The following is a 4,309-nucleotide window of genomic DNA, read 5'->3' as shown; positions in this document are numbered from 1 at the left end:
GGGCAATATAGCCTGACTGATTTGCGTCAAGATAGTCAGCCCACCACTGCATCATCTCTTTCCTGACGTCAAGATGTTCGGCCAGATGGTTATAGGCAGCTCTGACAGAGTTTCTTTCCTGATGGCTCATCTGAAGTTCAATAGCATCCCGCGACCACTTTCCTGACTCAATGAGGGAACTGCAGGCCATGGCTCTTAGGCCATGCGCACATACTTCAGATTTTGTGTCGTATCCCAGACGCCGCAATGCTTTATTGATGGTGTTTTCGCTCATGACTTTAAACATATCGTGGTCATTGGGGAAAATGAGCTGACCGTGACCGGATAGCTGATGTATTTGCTTAAGCAGCATGATGGCCTGAGTTGAGAGTGGCACCAGATGCGGAGTTTTCATCTTTGATCCTCGTTCGGAATAGCGGACCCCGGGGACCGGCTCCCGAGTGGCGGGGATGGTCCAGAGCGCATTCTCAAAATCAATTTCCTCCCACCGGGCAAAACGTAACTCGCTTGAACGGACAAATACATAAAGGTTAAAGCGGAGTGCCAGACGGGTTAGTAATCGTCCGTTATCCTGATTCAGCCGGGCAAAGAAATCGGGCAGTTGGGAAAGGGGGATAGCAGGGTGGTGACGCTTTTTCGGTACGGCAATGGCTCCGCTCAAGTCGAGCGCCGGGTTATATTTGATCATCTGATTCTGAATGGCATAGCGCATGATGCTGACGATGCGCTGCTGCAGCCGCATGGCAACCTCCAGAAATCCTTTGTCTTCGATAGCCTTGAGGACATATAGCAAATCAGCCGTGCTGATATCGGAAATGGTTTGTTTTCCCAGAGGCGGGAACAGATACATTTCAAGGCTTCGTAATATACGGTTTGAGTGATTTTCAGACCAGGTGCGGTTGCTCTTGTGCCAGGTGCGGGCTACTTCTTCCAGAGTACTGCCTACCTTTCTGGCCTGCTTTTCATGACGCCGGGTCTGACCTGGGTCATTACCTTGTGCCAGTTCGGCGCGTGAGTCGTCGCGTAGTTTTCTGGCCAACGTTAAAGAAACAGCAGGGTAGGCACCAAAGGCCAGCTTCCTTTCCTTTCCGCCATAGCGGTACTTGAGATTCCAGAGTTTTGAACCGTTGGGTTTGACCAGCAGGTATAGACCAGCGCTATCACTCAGCTTGAAGGGTTTGTCTTGGGGCTTGGTGTTTCGGATAACAACATCAGAAATTGACATTTGGGGGCCTCGACTATATCGAACCGAACAGGCCCCTAATAAAGCCCCCAAAAGTTGTGGCAGTCAACGTAACAATGTGGAACTCAGTGTAACCACATTCACGTATAACTTATTGATTTTACTGCATCCATGGACATCAGTGAACATCCTTGGAATAGAAAGTGGCTCCTCTGACTGGACTCGAACCAGTGACATACGGATTAACAGTCCGCCGTTCTACCGACTGAACTACAGAGGAATCGTGTGAACGGGCGGAATGATAACGGGGTGCTGGGGGGAAGTCAAAGGGGATTACGCATTCTGCGTTTGTTTGCTTACAGAATGCGCAACCCGTTGAGCTTTTGGCAGATTTATCCCATGATTACTCGTTTCAAGCTCAGCCGATAGTGATAACGTCCAGCGGTCAGTAGGAAGTCTTCATTAACGCTTGGGCTCCAGGAGTCGTCACCGCCCACGCCCATATGCTGGGCATCCAGATGTAGCCAGGTGCCGGGCTCTTCTTTCAGTAAATGCACGTGGCTGCAATTCATCAACTGCTGTAGGCCGTAACGGCTGAGCGAGAAGTGGAAATGTCCCTCGGCTTGCAGCTCGCCATACTGCAGTCGCTGTGTGTCGCAGCGCAGGCCGTTTTCCCCTGGGAAAATATAGGGCGTATGCATCTGCTCCAGCGGTCGGGTCCACAGCCCATGTTGGGCAGCAAGCTTGCGGTCCGGATAGTTCTCGTGCGGCCCCAGCCCCAACCATTGCACCTGTGGGTGCACCTCAGCCAGTTGGCAACTGAGGCCGATACGGGCGGGAGGGGGCAGGGCGTCGGCCACCGTGACGTCTACCTCAACCTGCACGCTGCCGTGGCAATCGAACAGCCACTGCTTACGGCTGTGCAGCAGCACCTGCTGGTTAAAGCTGAACGTATGCTCGGTCACCACCCGCACACCGTCGCCCAACGCATCGGCATAAATCTGCGTGCACTGCTCCTCCAGTTGATACATCCCCGCCAATTTCCAGCGCTCGATCCAGGCGTTAGGGTCGATACGATCCACTTCGCTGATGCCAATGTCGTTATCCAACGGCGCACGGATAAAATTATCACGCAGCGGTGTCAGTAGGGTAGCGACGTCATCTTGCCACCACTGGCTCAGGCAGCCGGAAATCCGCTCGAACTGCCAGCGTTGGTTGCCGTGAGTGATGTCAATCTGCTGCTCGTTCTGCGTTAACTGCGGGGCAGAGCCGCCGTTGGTTGGTGGCGCCAGGTGTAAGGTGCGTGGCAAACGCCATTGATCCCAGGCGCAACGATGATGTTCTTCTGACCAGTCCGTGGCATCAGGCTGTACCACTTCCACGTTCAGCCACAGCTCGCCTGGGCGGTGGATCATCGGTAACTTATCCAGCAGGGTGACCGTGGTGCTGCCTTGTGGGGGCAAGTTGAACATCAGGCTACCGCTGGCTCGTTCTACGCCGTCCAACTCCAGCCGCCAGTTAAGCTGTTCATTGTCGGTTGCCCGGAACAGGTATTCGCTGGTGATGGTGAGTGCCAGCTGCTGGGCATCAAACTGAAACTGGAAAAACTGCTGCGCGCGTTGCGCTTCGAACAGTGCCGGGTGGGGGCTATGATCGGGGAAGACCAGCCCGTTGAGGCAGAACTGACGATCGTTGGGGGTATCGCCAAAGTCTCCGCCGTAGGCCCAATAAGTCTGGCCGCTGCCATCTGTGCGGCTTAAGGCTTGATCGACCCAGTCCCAAACAAAGCCGCCTTGCAGGCGCGGGTGCTTGCGAAAAGCCTGCCAGTAGCGATCGAAGCCGCCAAAGCTGTTGCCCATCGCATGCGCATATTCGCACAGGATTAACGGGCGTTGTTCATCGGGCATGCCGATCCACTTCTTGATCGACCATTTAGGCACCGCCGGGAAAGGCTGATCCTGATCGACGCGGGCATACATCGGGCACACGATATCCGTGGCTGCCGAATTGGCACCTCCACCTTCATACTGCACCGGGCGGGTAGGATCCTGGCTTTTCACCCAGCGGTATAGTGCATCATGATTGCAGCCATGGCCGGACTCGTTGCCCAAGGACCAGATGATGATGCAGGCATGGTTGCGATCGCGCTGCACCATGCGCGTAACGCGCTCGCTCATGGCGGGCAGCCAGAGCGGATCGTTCGCAAGCCGGTTCATCGGCTGCATGCCGTGGGTTTCAATATTGGCTTCGTCAACCACATACAAGCCGTACCGATCGCACAGTTTGTACCACAGCGGATGGTTCGGATAATGGGAGCAGCGCACCGCGTTGAAGTTATGCTGCTTCATCAGCAGGATATCCCGGCGCATGGTGGCTTCATCCATCACCTGGCCATGTTCTGGATGGTGCTCGTGGCGGTTGGTGCCCCGGATCAGCAAGGGCTGACCGTTGAGCTTCAGCAACCCATTGCTGATGGCAACCTGGCGGAACCCGACGTCATAGGCTTCTGCCTCTATCAGTTCCCCGGTGGGGGAAAGTAACAGGATCACCGCGCGATACAGCTCCGGCGTTTCCGCACTCCAGAGCGCTGGCTGTTCCACGGGCAAACGCAGCGTGGTGCGATCGTCATAAGCGCCGCGCTCATCGATAATCTCACTGCCGAAGCTTTGCGTCTGCTCGGCAATCAGGGCTTCCTTGCGCCACAGCTGCACCTGAACCCGATGTTGCTGGGGCCGATTCGTTTGTACTTCTACCACCAGTTCCCCACGGCGGAAGCTGTCGCTCAGTGGCGTGGTGATATGGATATCGCTCAGGTGAGCAGCGGGTTTATGCAGCAGGCTGACGTCGCGGAAAATCCCGCTCATCCGCCACATGTCCTGGTCTTCCAAATAGGAGCCGTCGGAATTCTGATAGACCTCCACCGCGAGAACATTGTCTCCGTCCTTGAGGAACTTCGTGACATCGAACTCGGCCGGGGTGCGGGAGTCCTGCGAGTAGCCGACTTTCTCGCCGTTGAGCCAGACGTAGCAGGCGGAATCGACGCCTTGGAACACGAGGTGCACCGGCCGGCCCTTCCACTCGGCGGGGATGGCGAAGTTCCGGCGGTAGGAGCCGACGGGGTTGCGT

The 4,309-nt window shown here is 55.7% G+C and carries 2 protein-coding genes and 1 tRNA gene; all 3 read right to left on the bottom strand.

The window, feature by feature from the left end; genetic code table 11:
* The coding region (locus tag ACLQ7H_RS22805; protein WP_411754629.1) for a tyrosine-type recombinase/integrase at positions 1 to 1,225 on the bottom strand (1,225 nt) is incomplete at its 3' end.
* A 162-nt stretch (positions 1,226 to 1,387) separates the two neighbouring features.
* Positions 1,388 to 1,463: transfer RNA gene (locus tag ACLQ7H_RS22800), tRNA-Asn, on the bottom strand.
* A 112-nt stretch (positions 1,464 to 1,575) separates the two neighbouring features.
* Positions 1,576 to 4,309, bottom strand: a 2,734-nt coding sequence (locus ACLQ7H_RS22795) for a beta-galactosidase (protein WP_411754628.1), incomplete at its 5' end; no start/stop codon positions are given.

It is taken from the genome of Serratia sp. (in: enterobacteria) (assembly GCF_046715635.1).
GTDB lineage: Bacteria > Pseudomonadota > Gammaproteobacteria > Enterobacterales > Enterobacteriaceae > Chania.
Note: the sequence above shows the minus strand (reverse complement) of the source record. Positions and strands in the feature narration are given on the sequence as shown.